15 protein-coding genes are annotated in these 14,989 nt (G+C 42.5%); 7 read left to right on the top strand and 8 right to left on the bottom strand.

Features of this window, described 5'->3' with window-relative positions; translation table 11 throughout:
• Window positions 1-3: 3 nt before the first annotated feature.
• Both CFY87_RS07740 and nudE read right to left on the bottom strand, forming a co-directional pair.
• A complete protein-coding gene (locus tag CFY87_RS07740) occupies window positions 4-2,025 on the bottom strand; it encodes an OPT family oligopeptide transporter (protein WP_094946639.1) in 2,022 nt (673 codons plus the stop codon).
• Window positions 2,026-2,155: 130 nt separating this feature from the next.
• Window positions 2,156-2,701 carry an ADP compounds hydrolase NudE gene (gene nudE / locus CFY87_RS07735; protein ID WP_094946638.1) on the bottom strand — a complete coding sequence of 182 codons (546 nt, stop codon included), beginning with the start codon at window positions 2,699-2,701 and terminating at the stop codon, window positions 2,156-2,158.
• Between the two features lie 74 nt (window positions 2,702-2,775).
• Here nudE and yrfG point away from each other — a divergent pair, with 74 nt between their 5' ends.
• From yrfG to hslO, 3 genes are all read left to right on the top strand, one after another.
• Entirely contained in the window at window positions 2,776-3,438 is a 663-nt protein-coding gene (gene yrfG, locus CFY87_RS07730; protein WP_094946637.1) for a GMP/IMP nucleotidase, read from the top strand.
• A complete protein-coding gene (hslR, locus tag CFY87_RS07725; RefSeq protein ID WP_094946636.1) occupies window positions 3,435-3,848 on the top strand; it encodes a ribosome-associated heat shock protein Hsp15 in 414 nt (137 codons plus the stop codon). The genes yrfG and hslR overlap by 4 nt, the downstream gene beginning before the upstream one ends.
• A gap of 75 nt (window positions 3,849-3,923) precedes the next feature.
• Window positions 3,924-4,790, top strand: a complete 867-nt coding sequence (hslO, locus tag CFY87_RS07720; RefSeq protein WP_094946635.1) for an Hsp33 family molecular chaperone HslO — start codon at window positions 3,924-3,926, stop codon at window positions 4,788-4,790.
• A 46-nt stretch (window positions 4,791-4,836) separates the two neighbouring features.
• Here hslO and mazG read toward each other — a convergent pair whose 3' ends face one another.
• Entirely contained in the window at window positions 4,837-5,631 is a 795-nt protein-coding gene (gene mazG, locus CFY87_RS07715; protein ID WP_094946634.1) for a nucleoside triphosphate pyrophosphohydrolase, read from the bottom strand.
• Between the two features lie 188 nt (window positions 5,632-5,819).
• Here mazG and uspA point away from each other — a divergent pair, with 188 nt between their 5' ends.
• The gene (uspA, locus tag CFY87_RS07710; protein ID WP_094946633.1) at window positions 5,820-6,245 is read left to right on the top strand and encodes a universal stress protein UspA; all 426 of its coding nucleotides are present in this window, start codon (window positions 5,820-5,822) and stop codon (window positions 6,243-6,245) included.
• Window positions 6,246-6,322: 77 nt separating this feature from the next.
• Here the strand turns inward: uspA and gpt are convergent, their stop codons facing one another.
• Window positions 6,323-6,787 (bottom strand): xanthine phosphoribosyltransferase, encoded by a 465-nt coding sequence (gene gpt / locus CFY87_RS07705; RefSeq protein WP_094946632.1) that lies wholly within the window; start codon window positions 6,785-6,787, stop codon window positions 6,323-6,325.
• 123 nt (window positions 6,788-6,910) lie between these two features.
• Here gpt and CFY87_RS07700 point away from each other — a divergent pair, with 123 nt between their 5' ends.
• Complete coding sequence (locus CFY87_RS07700; RefSeq protein WP_094946631.1) at window positions 6,911-8,371, top strand: aminoacyl-histidine dipeptidase; 1,461 nt, start codon at window positions 6,911-6,913, stop codon at window positions 8,369-8,371.
• 130 nt (window positions 8,372-8,501) lie between these two features.
• On the opposite strand, the gene srmB is transcribed toward CFY87_RS07700, so the two are convergent.
• Window positions 8,502-9,890, bottom strand: coding sequence for an ATP-dependent RNA helicase SrmB (srmB, locus tag CFY87_RS07695; RefSeq protein WP_094946630.1), 1,389 nt, complete (start codon window positions 9,888-9,890; stop codon window positions 8,502-8,504).
• An 82-nt stretch (window positions 9,891-9,972) separates the two neighbouring features.
• On the opposite strand from srmB, the gene CFY87_RS07690 reads away from it, so the two are divergent.
• The gene (locus CFY87_RS07690) at window positions 9,973-10,683 is read left to right on the top strand and encodes a tRNA1(Val) (adenine(37)-N6)-methyltransferase (protein WP_094946629.1); all 711 of its coding nucleotides are present in this window, start codon (window positions 9,973-9,975) and stop codon (window positions 10,681-10,683) included.
• Here CFY87_RS07690 and CFY87_RS07685 read toward each other — a convergent pair.
• Window positions 10,680-11,978, bottom strand: a complete 1,299-nt coding sequence (locus CFY87_RS07685; protein WP_094946628.1) for an NAD(P)/FAD-dependent oxidoreductase — start codon at window positions 11,976-11,978, stop codon at window positions 10,680-10,682. The genes CFY87_RS07690 and CFY87_RS07685 overlap by 4 nt on opposite strands.
• A gap of 193 nt (window positions 11,979-12,171) precedes the next feature.
• Here CFY87_RS07685 and CFY87_RS07680 point away from each other — a divergent pair, with 193 nt between their 5' ends.
• Window positions 12,172-13,212: an extracellular solute-binding protein gene (locus CFY87_RS07680; RefSeq protein ID WP_094946627.1), complete on the top strand. Its 1,041-nt coding sequence runs from the start codon at window positions 12,172-12,174 to the stop codon at window positions 13,210-13,212.
• Between the two features lie 74 nt (window positions 13,213-13,286).
• Here the strand turns inward: CFY87_RS07680 and CFY87_RS07675 are convergent, their stop codons facing one another.
• Both CFY87_RS07675 and tsaD read right to left on the bottom strand, forming a co-directional pair.
• Window positions 13,287-13,874: a thymidine kinase gene (locus tag CFY87_RS07675; RefSeq protein WP_094946626.1), complete on the bottom strand. Its 588-nt coding sequence runs from the start codon at window positions 13,872-13,874 to the stop codon at window positions 13,287-13,289.
• A gap of 30 nt (window positions 13,875-13,904) precedes the next feature.
• Entirely contained in the window at window positions 13,905-14,942 is a 1,038-nt protein-coding gene (gene tsaD / locus CFY87_RS07670; protein ID WP_094946625.1) for a tRNA (adenosine(37)-N6)-threonylcarbamoyltransferase complex transferase subunit TsaD, read from the bottom strand.
• Window positions 14,943-14,989 lie beyond the last annotated feature (47 nt).

Here is a 14,989-nt window from a genome sequence, read left to right as displayed (position 1 = left end):
GTTTTATCGTTTTGCGCGTAAAACTCGTAAGGTGAAAATACCTATTCCGGCGACAAAGATGATTAAACCTAAAATTTCTGCGGTCGTTCCCCAGTTTTCCAAGTTTAAAGCAAGCGGCGCGTCGGAACCGCCGGAGGTGACGGAAGCGGCGATAATAAAGGCTAAAATCACGCCAATCAAACTTTCGCCGACAATTAACCCGGCGGCAAAGAGCGTTCCGTAACGATCGGCTTTTTTCTGCATATCCTGCACGTTTTTACCGTTTCGTTGAGCAAAGCCGGTGAGGTGGCGGTTAATTAACCACGCCAAAATTGCCCCAATAACGATAGGCATATTTACAGACGGTGGCAAATAAATCCCCATGCACACCGCTAACGCCGGTAAAGCCAGACGATTTTGGCTGGATTTTTTCAATATGGCGTCAATGATGATCAAGCCTAATCCCAAGGCAATCCCCATGAAAATATAAGTCCATTCCAAATTATTGGAGAAAATCCCCTTGGCGATAGCGGTCATCAAGGTGGCTTGTGGCGCGGATAAGGCTTGTGACGGATCCATATCCGGACGCGGCATTGCGCCGGCAAAACCATAAGCATGATAGAGAATTTCCAATACCGGCGCGATCACTAAGGCACCCACGATACAACCGATAATAAGGGCTACTTGTTGGCGCCATGGTGTTGCTTTGACCAATAAACCGGTTTTTAAATCTTGCAGGTTGTCGTTGGAAATTGCTGCCGTACTGACGACAATTGAGCCGGAGAAGATGGTTAATGCGGTCAAAAATTGTTGTCCTTCTGCGCTATCTAATAAGCCGGATGCTTTGCCGATAAGCATTAATGTGATGGAAATTAATACTACGGAAATAATGCCGATACCGGAAATCGGGCTGGAAGAGGAGCCGACAAGCCCCGCCATGTAACCGCAAGCCGCGGCGACGAAGAAGCCGATAAGTACAGCCAACAGGGTGCAGGCAATAATTAATAGCATGGATAATTCTGCCGAAATTGGTGCGTCGGCGACGAAATTATGTAATGCCAAGACGATTAATAAGATAGCGGCTAAGGTGATATAAATCATGGTTTTCGGCGATAAATCCAACTGGGTGCTGTCTTTTGGGCGTAAAGTCGGATCTTTTAAGGCACGGAATGATTGAGCCAGCCCTTGAATCATTGGTTTCATTAATACCAATAATGTCCAAATAGCGGCGATACCGATCGTCCCTACGCCGATAAATCGCACTTTCCCGGACCACATGCTCAAGGCGTGATTAACTATATCGGCATCCGGTGTCATTGGGAACAGGGTGGTGAAATAAGGGACGCCGACTAACCAGGTTAAGGCGATACCGATTAAAATTGCGATTCCGCCGACAATCCCAACCAAATAACCGGCACCTAATAAAGCTAAAGAGAAACCCATCGGGATTTGGAATACCGCATTGCCGCCTTTAAACCATAAGCTGGCGCTGTCGGCGACCACACGCAATCCGTTAGTCAGAAAGCCGATAAGTGCGGCAATCACACCGCCGGTGGCAATTTCTTTAATCCCACTTTCGCTATTTTGACCTTCGGCATGATTACCGGCTTTTAAAATTTCTGCGGCGGCAACACCTTCCGGATAAGGCAGATCGCTTTTAACCACCATCACTTGGCGTAATGGAATGGTGAAAATCACGCCCAAAATCCCGCCGGCAGTACAAATTAACAGAGTTTGCAGGAATGGAAAGCCTTGCCAATATCCCATCATTAATAAACCGGGGATGACAAAGATCACAGAAGACAAGGTTCCTGCCGAGGAGGCTTGGGTTTGTACCATGTTATTTTCGAGAATATTCGAGCCGGCAAACATTTTTAACACTGCCATGGAAATTACAGCGGCAGGAATTGATGAAGCAAATGTTAAGCCGACTTTTAAACCAAGATAGACATTGGAGGTGGTGAAAACTACCGTAATTAATGCACCCAGTAACATTCCGCGGAACGTGAGTTCTTGCAAAGTGGGTGCTAAGTGAGATTTTTGCATAATTTCCTCTAACATAGCAATTGTTATAAAAGGGTTAACCATCTTACCGCACTTTCTCTAAAATAAAAGTAATTTGAGTGGAAGAAGTTACTAAAAGTGCGGTTAAATTTTATGAAATAACATAAAAAGATTATTTTTTTAGATAATCTCTAAGGGCATAAAGTGCGACCAGATTACGGGCTTCGCTGAAATCGGGATTTTGCAATAAGTCGTCGAGATCGCGCAAGGGATAGCGCACCACTTGCAAGGGTTCAGGTTCATCGCCCTCTAATTTAGATGGATAAAAATCTTGCGCGATAAATATGTGCATTGGGCTGTGCATAAAACTTGGCGCCATATTGACCGTGCGTAAATAGGTTAATTTCTTGGCGGCTAAGCCGATTTCTTCTTGTAATTCACGATTGGCACTTTGTTGTGGCGTCTCACCCGGATCCATCAATCCTTTGGGAAAACCCGGCTCGTAACGTTCGGTTCCCACCGCATATTCGCGCACCAGCAACAAAGTATCCCCGTCTAACGGCAATATCAGAACCGCGGCGCGAGTGGAGGGTTTAAGGCGTTCATAAACACGATATTCATTGTTGGAGAATTTCAGTTCAACACTTTGAATTTCAAAGATGCGGGATTTTGCCGCCACGGAAACGGACAAAATCTCCGGTTTTTTTAGCTCTTGCATATCCACTTCTTGTAAAAAATGATGGAATAACGATACCATAAAGCGTAACGAGTGAGAACGAAAAAGGAAAGCAAATGAAGAAAATAAATTGGACGCACATAGATACCGTGATTTTGGATTTGGACGGTACGCTCATTGATCTTTATTTCGACCACTATTTTTGGCGTTATCATGTGTCGCAATATTATGCGCAAAAGTGCGGAATATCGCCGGAGCAAAGTCAGCGCCAATTAAAGCAACGCTATGATGCCGTTGAACATAGTATTAATTGGTATGATATTGATTTTTGGGCAAAAGAATTAGATTTACCGCTACGCGAATTGTTGTTGGAACGTGGATCGCAGGTGCAAGTGCGGGAGGATGTGTATCCGTTTTTGGATATTTTACAACGTAAAGGTATTCGTCGTATTTTGTTAACCGACAGCCATCCATTTACGCTGGAAGTGAAATTAAAACATTGCGATTTAGCACCGCACTTTGATTTGTTATTATCCAGCCATCAATTTGGTGCGCCGAAAATTGAGCGGCAATTATGGCATAATTTGCAAAAAGCATATCCTTTTGAACCGGCGAAAACCCTGTTTATTGATGATACGGAAAAGGTGCTGGACAGCGCGCATCAATTTGGTATTGCTTATACTATTGGCGTGGAAAATCCCGACAGTTCCTTAGCAAATAAAACCTTTTTACGCCATGTCAGCGTGGATAATTATATGAAGTTGGTGAGTGAAGTATGACGAAACAAGCACATAAAGCAGAACCTAAAGACGAGGGTGTGCGTCTGGATAAATGGCTATGGGCTGCGCGTTTTTATAAAACCCGTACTATCGCGAAAGAGATGATTGATGGTGGAAAAGTGCATTATAATCAACAACGTACAAAACCAAATAAGATGGTGGAAATTGGTGCGTTGATTAAATTGCGTCAAGGTAATGAAGAAAAAGAAGTAAAAGTGACCGCACTTTCTGTTCAACGACGAGGTGCGCCGGAAGCGCAATTGTTGTATTGTGAAACCGAAAGAAGTGTTGAGATGCGGGAAAAATTAGCGATAGCGCGTAAAAATAATGCGCTTTCCATGCCGCATCCGGAAAGACGTCCGAATAAAAAAGAGCGGCGTGATTTACTCAAGTTTAAATATCAAGAATAGGGTTGTGATTTTTAAATTTACTCCCATATAGAGAAGCATTCGCATAGGGCGAGAGTAGAAAACATAGGAAATAAAATGAATTACAACAATGATAACGACAAACTTTACCGCTATTTATTCAAAAATCGCGCGGTACGCGGCGAGTGGGTGCGTTTAAATCAATCATTTTTAGAGACATTAAACACCCACCATTATCCGGCAGCGGTACAGAATTTGTTGGGTGAAATGATGGTAGCGACGGTTTTGCTGACCGCGACATTGAAATTCTCCGGTAATATTACGGTACAAATTCAAGGGGACGGTCCGCTTAAATTGGCGTTGGTTAACGGTTCGGATCAGCGGCAAATTCGCGCGTTGGCGCGTTTGCAAGGGGAAATTCATGACGACATGACCTTGGCGAAGATGGTCGGTAAAGGGGTATTGGTGATCACTGTTGCGCCGGAAGAGGGGGAGCGTTATCAGGGCGTGATCGCGCTGGATAAACCGACAATTACGCAATGTTTGGAAGATTATTTTGTCCGTTCGGAACAATTGGATACGCAATTGCTCATTCGTACCGGTGAATTTAACGGCCAACCGGTAGCGGCGGGTATGCTGCTACAAATTATGCCGGATGGTTCCGGCACGCCGGAAGATTTTGAACATTTGGCAACCTTAACCGCCACGGTAAAAGACGAGGAAATTTTCGGCTTAAATGCGGAAGAATTGTTGTATCGTTTGTATCATGAAGAAACGGTTGAGATTTTCACGCCGCAAGATATTGCGTTTTTCTGTGGTTGTTCGCAAGAACGTTCCGGTGCGGCGCTATTATTGTTGCCGGATGAGGAAATTGATGAAATTTTAGCTGAACATAACGGGAGCATTGATATGCAATGTGAATGTTGCGGTACCCATTACCTGTTCAATAAAGCAAGCATTAATCAATTAAAAACCGAACAATAATCGCGTTTGAAAAAGTGTTAACTTGATAACAAGTTAACGCTTTCCTTTATTTGGCTTTTTCTTCTTTTTTCACTTCATCCCATAGCACATCCATTTCCGGCAAAGAGCTTTGCTCAACAGATTTACCTTGTGCTTTCAGTTTTTGCTCCACTAAACGAAAACGTCGTTCAAATTTTAAGTTGGCTTGGCGCAAACTTTCTTCCGCGGAACAATGTAAATGGCGACTTAAATTGACGGTAGCAAATAATAAATCGCCTATTTCTTCAGCAATTTTTTGCGGATCTTGTGGGAATTTCTGAAATTCCGACCGCACTTCATCCAATTCTTCTTTCACTTTGTCAAATACAGGCTCAATTTCCTGCCAATCAAAACCGACTTTGGCGCAGCGTTTTTGCAATTTTTGCGCGCGCATTAAAGCAGGAAATGCCGACGGCGTATTGTCTAAAATAGACTGATGTCCTTTTTGTTGATTTTCGCCTGCTTTAACCGCATCCCAATTTTGCAAAGCTTGCGCGGCATTTTGTGCTTTTTGTTCGCCGAAAACATGAGGATGGCGCCGAATAATTTTACGACTGACATTATCGACCACATCCTCAAAGGTAAATTTTCCTTCTTCGCGGGCTAATTGGCTTAAAAACACCGCTTGTAATAATAAATCGCCAAGTTCTTCTTTTAAATCATCAACTTGCTCTTTCTCAATGGCGTCAACCACTTCATAACTTTCTTCCAATAAACAGGGGATCATACTGCGATAATCTTGTGCTAAATCCCAAGGACAACCGTTTTCTTTATCACGAAGTTGCGCAATTAGCCGGATAAAATCTTGTATGCTATGTGACATATTTTCATTCCGAAATGATAGACTATGGCGGAAATTTTATCCTAATCCGGCTGGAAGGCAAAATAAAGATGAAAAAATCTAACCTTTTTTTCGAAAACGTGATCAAGGGCATATTTTTTTTACAGGAAGAATGCTACTATGATTTCAACAAGAGGTAATTAAGTCCAAGATCAGATAAGGAGTCGATTATGTATAAACATGTATTAGTAGCCGTAGATCTTTCTGAAGAAAGTCCGTTTTTGTTGGAAAAAGCCGCCGGTGTCGCTGAAAGACATGAGGCGAAACTTTCAATTATTCATGTAGATGTCAATTTCTCTGATCTTTATACCGGATTAATTGATGTGAATATGTCTTCGATGCAAGATCGTATTTCAACGGAAACGCACCAAGCGCTAGTTCAATTAGCGGAAAAATCCGCTTATCCGGTATCTGAAAAACTAAGCGGTAGTGGTGATTTAGGTCAAGTTTTATCTGATGCAATTGAGCAATATGATGTGGATTTATTAGTGACCGGACATCACCAAGATTTTTGGAGCAAATTGATGTCTTCCACACGTCAAGTGATGAACACTATCACTGTTGATATGTTAGTTGTCCCTTTGCGTGAAGAATAAACGAGCTTTGAGTTATTAGATTTGAATAAAAATCCGCATATTTATTACGTGCGGATTTTTATTTGAAAAGCTTAAAACTATTTTCTTGCCAATGGCGGGACAAACGTAACTCCCATATCCCAAGGTTGTTCAATCCAAGTATTTTGTGGAATTTCTACCACAAAATCATCTACTAAGTTTTCACCGGCAGGTTTGGCAAAAACGGTGACAAAGCGCGCATTAGGATACAATTCACGGATTGCACGCGCGGTATTGCCGGTGTCTACTAAATCATCAACTACAATAAAACCTTCCCCGCCATTTTCTACTTGTGCGGCGTGTAATACGGTTAATTCACCTTGTTTGTTGTGATCATAGCTGGAAATACACACGGTATCTACGTGGCGTAAACCAAGTTCGCGCGCTAAAACTGCTGCAGGAAATAATCCGCCGCGGCTGACAGCAATAATTCCTTTCCATTGTGTTGCGGGAAGTAAACGTTCTGCTAATTTGCGGGCGTGCATTTGAAACATATCCCAAGTTACCACATATTTTTCGCTCATAATTCACCTTAAATAAAATGTAGGTTGATAACCGACTGATAAATAAAATTGCAATAGGATAACTCGAAATACATTTTTATGCTATTATTTTGACGAATTTTTTCACATTTTAAGGAGAAAAAAATGTCTGAAATTACACAATTACAACCAAAACTGTTGTGGCAATGGTTTGAGCAAATTTGTGCGATTCCGCATCCCTCATATCATGAAGAAAAACTGGCTGAATTTATTGTCGAATGGGCAAAACAAAAACAATTTTTTGTACAACGTGATGAGGTGGGGAATGTGTTAATCCGAAAACCGGCAACAGCCGGTATGGAAAACCGCAAATCAGTAGTGTTGCAGGCACATTTGGATATGGTGCCGCAGGCAAATGAAGATACTCAACATGATTTTACTCAAGATCCGATCCGACCTTATGTTGATGGTGAATGGGTTCGCGCCAAAGGGACGACCTTGGGTTCCGATAACGGTATTGGTATGGCGTCGGCGTTGGCGGTGCTTGCCGGCGATGATCTGGCGCATCCGGAGTTGGAAGTTTTATTGACCATGACCGAAGAACAGGGCATGGAAGGTGCGCTGGGATTGCGTCCGAACTGGTTACAAAGTCAAATTATGATCAATACGGATACCGAAGAAAACGGAGAGATTTATATTGGTTGTGCCGGCGGGGAAAATGCGGAGTTAACGCAGCCAATTGAATGGGAAACCAATGGATTTACTCACAGTTACCAAGTGAGCTTAAAAGGATTAAATGGCGGACATTCCGGTTGTGATATTCACACCGGGCGTGCCAGTGCAATCAAATTGATGGCGCGTTTTTTAGCGGAATTGCAGCAGAAACAACCGCACTTTGCTTTCGCGTTAAGTGAAATTCGTGGCGGTTCCGTACGCAATGCCATTCCGCGCGAAGCCTTTGCGACCTTATGTTTTGATGGGGACATTGAAATTTTGCAAAGTGCGGTGAAAAATTTTGCGGTGTTATTGCAAAGCGAATTAGCGTTAGTGGAAAAAAATCTTGCCTTAACGCTACAACCTTGTGCAAAACCGGTTCGAGTTTTTTCGGCGAAAACGATGGTATCAGCAGTGAATTTATGGAATTTGCTGCCAAATGGCGTTATTCGCTATAGTGATGTGGTTGAAGGTGTGGTGGAAACGTCGCTAAGTATTGGTGTACTTAAAACCGAGGAAGATCGCATCATCGGTACTATTTTGCTGCGTTCATTAATTGAAAGCGGACGTGAGTATGTGGAGTCTTTATTACGCTCTTTAGCAACTCTTTCCGGCGCGCAGGTGAGTTTTTCCGGTGCATATCCGGGCTGGGAGCCGCAAAGAGAAAGCGAAATTTTAGCCTTGACCGAACAGTCTTATGCGGAAGTGTTAGGCTATACTCCCGCGATCAAGGTTATCCACGCCGGATTGGAATGCGGATTATTGAAAAAAATCTATCCGGAATTAGACGTGGTTTCTATTGGACCGACGATTGTAAACGCACACTCACCGGATGAAAAAGTGCATATTCCGGCGGTACAAACCTATTGGCAATTATTGACCAAATTACTCGCCAATATTCCGCATAAATAATGCAAAAGACGACTTTGTCGGTAAAACCGGCAAGGTTTTTTCATCTTTGTTTATAGTACTTCGGCACGATAAACCAAAGGCGCAGGTGATCATAACTCCAATTGGAAATAAAACTCCACCATCAATCATCTTAAACTTGTTCAGAATTGACCGCGCTTTTGGCTTTTTTGTTTGCTTTTTCAGCGATATTGGCCTTTTCTGAATGTGCATTTTCAACGCTTGGTTTGCGACGTTTTCCGATATTTTTACTGTCTTTATGGCGAATTTTCACTTTTTTCTGTTTCGCCTTTTTCTTTTCTTCGCGTTTTTCTTTTAGACGCGCTTTTTGTTTTTTGCTCACGGTTTTGATTTCACCATCTTTTGGCGGTTTGGTTCGTGGCTCAAGTCCTTCCAAGATGCGCGCTTTTAAAATTTCCTGCGTATAACGTTTAATTTTTCCCAATAATTTATAATCATGAGCTTCCACAAAGGACACCGCTGCGCCTTTTTTACCGGCTCGCGCAGTACGTCCGATACGATGCAAATAAGTATCTGCGCTATAAGGCAAATCGAAATTCATCACGTGGCTGACATCTTCAATATCAATTCCGCGCGCCGCTACATCCGTTGCTGCCAAAACGGTCACCACGCCATTTTTCAGTTTATCGATAGCATTGTTGCGCTGGGTTTGCGCCATTTCGCCTTCCAAATACGTACTGCGAATTCCACGTTTGCGTAAGGTTTCCGACAGTTTGCGCACATCTTCCCGCCGACGCACAAACACAATACCGCGCGTCACCTGTTCTTGTTCGATAAAACGTGCCAGCAATTTGATTTTATGTTCTTGGCTGTCGGCGTGATAATACCATTGCTGAATTTTTTTGCGTTCACGACGACTGGGTTCTGCATCAATTTCAAGAGGATCGTTAAGTAAACGCGCGGCAAAATCGGTTAATAATTCGCCCTCTAACGTAGCGGAAAATAAAAACGTTTGTTTGCGCCAGCGAGTTTCGGCAGCAATTTTTTCCGCATCTTGCCCAAAGCCCATTTGCAGCATTCGATCGGCTTCGTCAAAAATTAAAATTTCCACGGCGCGACAATCAAAATTTTCTTCTTTGATGTATTGCAACAAGCGTCCTGGTGTGGCGACCACGATATCTTGATTATGGTTAAAAATTTCACCGTGATTTTGATAAGCCACGCCGCCGGTAATGGTGGCGATTTTTAATGAGGTAAATTGTGCCAAATCTTTAGTTTGTTGTGCGACTTGCATTGCCAATTCACGTGTCGGCGTGAGGACTAATACGCGCGGTGCACCGGGTTTGCGACGAGGATAATCGAGCAAGTGTTGCAGTGCGGGCAATAAAAACGCCACAGTTTTTCCCGTTCCGGTTGGCGCAGAACCTAAAATATCGCGCGCCTCCATTGCCGCTGGAACGGTTTGTGCTTGAATGGCGGTGGGGCGAGTGTAGCCTTTTTGTGCAATGGCGCGTAATAATTCCGGCGCTAAATCAAAATCTTCAAATTGTGTTATGGTCATATTTCTTGTTACTATAAGGTCAAATTTGACCCTGATTATACCGCACTTTGCTGATAAAGTGCGGTGGATTTTTGAGATATTTATGCACCAACCAAAAAGCGGATTTCGCTTTAAACAATTTTATGTTAATCATCAGTGCTGTGCTATGAAAGTGGGAACGGATGGGATTTTACTGGGCGCTTGGGCGGATATTACGCCGGGCGAACGGTTATTGGATTTGGGTTGCGGCAGCGGATTGATTGCTTTAATGTTAGCGCAACGTACGTCGGAACGTGCCCGTATTAGTGCGCTGGAATTGGATACTGACGCTTTTTTGCAAGCCCGAGAAAATATTCAGGCATCGCCTTGGGCAGAGAAAATGGCATTGTATCATCAAGATATTAACGATTTTTGCCAAAAGTGCGGTCAAAAATTCGACGTTATTGTGTCCAATCCGCCTTATTTTCCGCCGGCGCAACCTTGTGCCTCCTCGCAACGAGCGCTAGCGCGCTATACGCAACAAAGTCATGCCCATTGGTTGCAATTGGCGGCAAATTGTTTGAGCGAGCAAGGGCAAATTCATGTTATTTTGCCTGTTGATGCCGGCGAAACGTTAATAAAACAGACCGCACTTTCTTGTTGGCGACGTTGCGAGGTGATCACTAAACAAGGCAAAACGCCACAACGCTTGTTGCTCACCTTCGGTTTGCAACCCAAACCCACGCAACGATCGCAACTTTATATTTATAACGCGGAAAATCAATATACAGATGAATTTATGCAACTGACCAAGGCGTTTTATTTGAAGTTTTAGCAAAATTTATCTAAGAAGCGATAATATTGTGTCCCAATACGAGTTGCCACTTTTTTTATCCATTTTCCTCCATAAATAGAAGGTACTTTTAGCATTTCAAATATTCTTAGTCGTTCATCGTTACCAAGTATCGCTTCCGCGATAATACGTCCGGCCAAACCGGTTAATGCTACGCCATGACCGGAATAGCCATGAGCAAAATAGACATGAGGATTAATACGGCCAATATGAGGATTGGCATTTAAGGTCATATCAATTGGGCCTCCCCAACCGTAATCAATTTTAACTTGTTCTAAATGTGGAAAAACGTGCAACATATTTTTTCGCATTATATCGATCATGTGATGATCTGAGCTGGAATCGCTACCAAAGAGTAAACGGTTATCCGCACTTAATCGGTAATAATCAAGCAGATAATTGTTATCGCAAACAGACATTCCGTTGTTGATAATAGAATCTGCGACGGTTTGCGACAATGGTTCGGTGGCGATAATAAAACTTTCTACCGGCAAAATCTTTGTTGCAATACCTTGATGCAGAGCTTTAGGTAAGGTGGTAATATAGGCATTTGTTGCTAAGACGACATCTTTTGCAACGACGGAGGCAGAAGTGGTTTTTACGGTGATTTTGGATGTTGCAATATGTAAATCAACGACAGGCGATTGCTCATAAATTTGGACGCCCGATTGTAAACAGGCTTTAGCCAGACCTAAACAATAATTTAAGGGGTGAAGATGACCGGAATTACTATCAAATAATGCACCTTGATAAATTTTACTGCCTAAATGCTGTTCTAAGCGTGATTTATCCCATAGTTGCATATGAGGGTAATCAAATGCTTCACGACAGACTTGCTCAATGGCAATGAGATCGTCCATTCGGCGAGAATTAAGTGCCAAGGTAGCATATCCTTTTTTCCAGTCACATTGAATGTCGTATTTTGAAATTCGTTCATCAATGATGTCGATAGCTTCTAACGACATTTCCCATAACTTACGGGCGTTTTCAAAGCCGACTTGGGTGATATAGTCGTCTATACCGTCTTCAAACCCGTTAATCGCTTGACCTCCGCTACGGCCTGAGGCTCCAAATCCGACTCGTGCACTTTCTAATACAATAACGCTTTTTCCTTGTTCTGCTAATTCAAGTGCGGTAGATAAACCACAAAAACCGGCACCAATGACACATACATCGGCTGTTTGATTGTGTGTTAATGTAGGCTGTCGTAAGGACAGATTTCGAGTATCAAAATAATAGGATTTTATATGTTCTTGATAAGAGGATAAAAGTTTCATAAGCCTGTCTTGTTGCAAAGGGTGAAATGTTACACCACTGTAAAATATGTGAAATCTTCCACTATGAAAGGGGCTAAGATCTGCTATACTTGAGCGGAACATTATAGTCGTTCGCAGTAATTTGTAAAATTACTTTTTAACTACACTTTTTATCATCACAGCCTGTGATAAGGGAGAAATTTAAATTGAAAAAATCTATTTTTCGTTTACTTCAGTCGCTTTTTTGTATTTTTGTCTCTTTTTTTCATTATCCGGTTTTGCTAATGAAAAACTTTATGTATATAACTGGACAGATTATGTTCCCTCTAATCTAATTGCTCAGTTTACAAAAGAAACCGGTATAGAGGTTATCTATTCTACTTTTGAGAGCAATGAAGAAATGTATGCTAAATTGAAATTGCTGTCGAATAACGCCGGTTATGATTTAGTATTTCCGTCGAGTTATTATGTAGGGAAGATGGCAAAAGAAGGAATGTTGCAACCGCTGGATCATTCTCAATTGAGTAATTTTAATCAAATTCCAACTTACTTATTGGGCAACGATTTTGATCCACAAAATCAGTATTCTTTGCCTTATATTTATGGGGTGACAGGTATTGCTGTAAATAAAGAATATGTTCCGGTAGAAAAAGTGCAAAGTTGGGCTGATTTATGGAATCCTGCTTATAAAGGCAACGTTTTATTAACCAGTGACTCGCGAGAAGTATTTCATATCGCATTGTTATTAAATGGAAACTCGCCTAATACAACGAAAGAGCCTGAAATCAAAGCGGCTTACGATCGGTTACTTCAATTGTTACCTAATGTCGCAGTCTTTAATTCCGACTCTCCTGAAGTTCCCTATGTACAGGGCGAGGTATCACTTGGTATGATTTGGAACGGATCAGCTTATCTGGCGGAGAAAGAAAATCCAAATTTGGCATTTGTTTATCCAAAAGAGGGGGCGATTTTATGGATGGATAATTATGCAATCCCTAAGGGGGCTAAAAATGTACAAAATGCCTATCGCTTTATCGATTTCTTGCTCCGTCCGGAAAACGCCAAATTGATTATTGAACGTATGGGCTTTTCAATGGCAAATGAGGGGGTAAAAGCATTGTTATCGCCTGAAATCGTGCAAAACCCGGTGCTTTTCCCACCGGAAGAAGAAATCAAAAAAGGAGTTTTACAAGGCGATGTCGGAGAAGCGGTGGATATTTACGAGAAATATTGGAATTTACTGAAAGCGCACTAATATCAACTAATAAACTGTCGATAAAAATAAGCGTTAAGCTGATTAACTTCGTAAATTGAGTGCCTAACCGGCACTCAATTTTTTGATGTTTCTATTTTTGCTTTATAATGTTGGCGACAGACAGATAGATAACGTTCGTTACCACCGATTTGAATTTGTTCACCGTCTTTGACGACTTCACCTTGTGCATTGAGGCGCAATACAAAGTTGGCTTTGCGTCCGCAGTAGCAAATGGTTTTTAGCTCTTCTAATTGATCTGCCCATGCAAGTAAATACCGGCTTCCTTCAAATAATTCCGCTTGAAAGTCGGTTCTTAGTCCGTAACAAAGAACCGGAATACGCAATTTATCCACCACGTCACTTAACTGGTAAACCTGTTCTTTAGTTAAGAATTGCGCTTCGTCCACTAAAATACAATGCAGTTTTTGTTGTTCCAAATGGGTGGTGATTTCTAAAAATAAATCGGTGTTTTTGTGAAATAAATTGGCATCTTGATGAATACCGATGCGAGAAGTGACTTGCCCTTGTCCAAAACGATCGTCGATCGCGGCAGTGTAGACTAAGGTGTTCATGTTGCGCTCGCGATAGTTGTAATCTGATTGCAAAAGCGTAGTGGATTTGCCCGCGTTCATGGTGGAGTAGTAAAAATAGAGTTTTGCCATAATGTTGTTTGCCCTAAGGTACGGTCATTTTTACGCCGATTTTAACGGGAGAAGGTCGGTCATTATCCAGCGTGGTTTAACGTCGATTTCTAACGGTGTTCGTTCGCCTTGTTTTAAGCGCAAAAAGCCGGTGTAAGCAATCATGGCGCCATTGTCGGTACAAAATTGTGGTTGCGGGTAAAAGACTTCGCCACCCAGTTGTTGCATTAATTTTGCTAGGGATTGGCGCAGTTTTTTGTTGGCGCTGACGCCACCTGCGATAACTAAGCGTTTAAAACCGGTTTCTTTTAATGCTCGGCGACATTTAATCGCCAAGGTTTCGACCACCGCTTGTTGAAAAGCGTGCGCAATATCCGCTTTGCTTTGCTCGCTTAATTCGCCTTCTTGTTTGAGCGTTTGGGCGATAGTATTGGCAGCGAAGGTTTTCAGACCGGAAAAACTAAAATCCAATCCCGGGCGATCGGTCATTGGACGCGGAAATTGAAAGCGGTTTGGATTGCCTTTTTCTGCCAAGCGGGAAAGCGCTGCGCCGCCGGGGTAATCAAGTCCCAGTAATTTAGCGGTTTTATCAAAGGCTTCGCCTGCGGCATCATCAATACTTTCACCTAATACTTGATATTGTCCGACCGCATCTACGCGGACTAATTGGGTGTGACCGCCGGAAACGAGTAAGGCAATAAAAGGAAAGTGCGGTGCATTTTTTTCTAACATTGGCGCTAATAAATGCCCTTCCATATGATGCACACCAACTGCCGGAACATTCCAAGCATATGCGAGCGAGCGAGCGATGGTGGAGCCGACCAACAGTGCACCGACAAGACCGGGACCGCAAGTATAAGCAATACCGTCAATTTCTTGCGCGGTTAAATTAGCTTCTTGTAATGCCGCTTGGATCAAGGGCGCAGTTTTGCGGATATGATCTCGTGATGCCAATTCCGGTACCACGCCACCATAATCTGCGTGCAGTGAGATTTGGGTATATAATTGATTGGCGATCAAGCCACGATCTTCGTCGTAAATCGCCACGCCGGTTTCATCACAAGATGTTTCAATGCCTAAAATTCGCATTTTATTTCTCTTTTTCGTTGTTTATCAGTTAAAAATTTGTCGCTGAT

The sequence above is a fragment of the Actinobacillus seminis genome (assembly GCF_002263215.1).
Taxonomy (GTDB): domain Bacteria; phylum Pseudomonadota; class Gammaproteobacteria; order Enterobacterales; family Pasteurellaceae; genus Actinobacillus_B; species Actinobacillus_B seminis.
The sequence above is the reverse complement of the archived record's forward strand: the minus strand, read 5'-3'. Positions and strand labels throughout refer to the sequence as shown.

What these genes read in the sequence shown, in the direction of transcription:
- CFY87_RS07685 (WP_094946628.1), bottom strand. Translation starts at nt 11,978, where the DNA reads ATGAAACTTTTATCCTCTTATCAAGAACATATAAAATCCTATTATTTT.
- tsaD (WP_094946625.1), bottom strand. Translation starts at nt 14,942, where the DNA reads ATGCGAATTTTAGGCATTGAAACATCTTGTGATGAAACCGGCGTGGCG.
- gpt (WP_094946632.1), bottom strand. Translation starts at nt 6,787, where the DNA reads ATGAGCGAAAAATATGTGGTAACTTGGGATATGTTTCAAATGCACGCC.
- uspA (WP_094946633.1), top strand. Translation starts at nt 5,820, where the DNA reads ATGTATAAACATGTATTAGTAGCCGTAGATCTTTCTGAAGAAAGTCCG.
- yrfG (WP_094946637.1), top strand. Translation starts at nt 2,776, where the DNA reads ATGAAGAAAATAAATTGGACGCACATAGATACCGTGATTTTGGATTTG.
- CFY87_RS07740 (WP_094946639.1), bottom strand. Translation starts at nt 2,025, where the DNA reads ATGCAAAAATCTCACTTAGCACCCACTTTGCAAGAACTCACGTTCCGC.
- srmB (WP_094946630.1), bottom strand. Translation starts at nt 9,890, where the DNA reads ATGACCATAACACAATTTGAAGATTTTGATTTAGCGCCGGAATTATTA.
- CFY87_RS07690 (WP_094946629.1), top strand. Translation starts at nt 9,973, where the DNA reads ATGCACCAACCAAAAAGCGGATTTCGCTTTAAACAATTTTATGTTAAT.
- mazG (WP_094946634.1), bottom strand. Translation starts at nt 5,631, where the DNA reads ATGTCACATAGCATACAAGATTTTATCCGGCTAATTGCGCAACTTCGT.
- CFY87_RS07675 (WP_094946626.1), bottom strand. Translation starts at nt 13,874, where the DNA reads ATGGCAAAACTCTATTTTTACTACTCCACCATGAACGCGGGCAAATCC.
- CFY87_RS07700 (WP_094946631.1), top strand. Translation starts at nt 6,911, where the DNA reads ATGTCTGAAATTACACAATTACAACCAAAACTGTTGTGGCAATGGTTT.
- nudE (WP_094946638.1), bottom strand. Translation starts at nt 2,701, where the DNA reads ATGCAAGAGCTAAAAAAACCGGAGATTTTGTCCGTTTCCGTGGCGGCA.
- hslO (WP_094946635.1), top strand. Translation starts at nt 3,924, where the DNA reads ATGAATTACAACAATGATAACGACAAACTTTACCGCTATTTATTCAAA.
- hslR (WP_094946636.1), top strand. Translation starts at nt 3,435, where the DNA reads ATGACGAAACAAGCACATAAAGCAGAACCTAAAGACGAGGGTGTGCGT.